This is a genomic window from Micromonospora globispora (assembly GCF_003857015.1).
GTDB classification, from domain to species: Bacteria; Actinomycetota; Actinomycetes; order Mycobacteriales; family Micromonosporaceae; genus Micromonospora; species Micromonospora globispora.
The window spans coordinates 1-725 of the sequence record NZ_QGGF01000756.1; the positions used below are offsets into that span (position 1 = coordinate 1).

Annotated in this window: 2 protein-coding genes; both read right to left on the reverse strand. The window is 48.1% G+C overall.

Features of this window, described 5'->3' with window-relative positions:
• On the reverse strand, positions 1–213 hold a 213-nt coding region (locus tag DKL51_RS37725; protein WP_221623284.1), incomplete at its 3' end, for a hypothetical protein.
• Between the two features lie 9 nt (positions 214–222).
• Positions 223–725 (reverse strand): SDR family oxidoreductase (locus DKL51_RS37730; RefSeq protein WP_147457861.1); only part of this gene is annotated, 503 nt, incomplete at its 5' end.

Here is a 725-nt window from a genome sequence, read left to right on the forward strand (position 1 = left end):
AACCGACGCCATGTAAACCACATAGTCCACGCCGTTTCTTTCGCAGGCGCACAGATATGCCGGACCGCGCTTGTAAATGGCCTTCACTTCGGAAAGATCCAGCTCCAGAGGAGCCTTGTTCCAATAGTCCTTCAGGGTGTAGTGCGGGATGAAATCCCACCACTGAAACATCGGAGAATGAGGGGTGATTGTGATTTTACCGGTTGCCTGCATTTTAATAACCTAACTTAAAGAAATAACCTGACCATTCACCGCCGCACCAAACTGACTAACCAGATAGGTCACGGTGTTGGTGATTTTCTCGGGTTCCGTGATGCGCAAGTGTGGTTCTTTCACCTTCAGATTTTCAACCGCTTCTTTGATGGATTTGGCTTCCGGGTGCATCGCCAGAATGAATTCTTCAGTCAAACCCAGCTTCAGTACATTCACGGTAATGTTGTGTTCAGCCACCTGTTTGGACAGACTTTGTGCAAACGGCACCAGCGCCCCGCGGGAACCCGCCAGAATCGGATCCGGGTAAACTTCATTCAAAAGATAAAGAATACGGCCGCGCTTGCGGTTTTTAAGGAAGTTTAACACCGCATGGGTCAGCATCACCGAAGCTTTAAAGTTATGCTGGATTTCATCATCCAGATAATCAATGCTGTCGCCGATTTTATAACGATTGGGTTTATTGTAGGCTTGAGCATCAATGAACAGATCGACACTGCCAAAAGCGTGAGCCG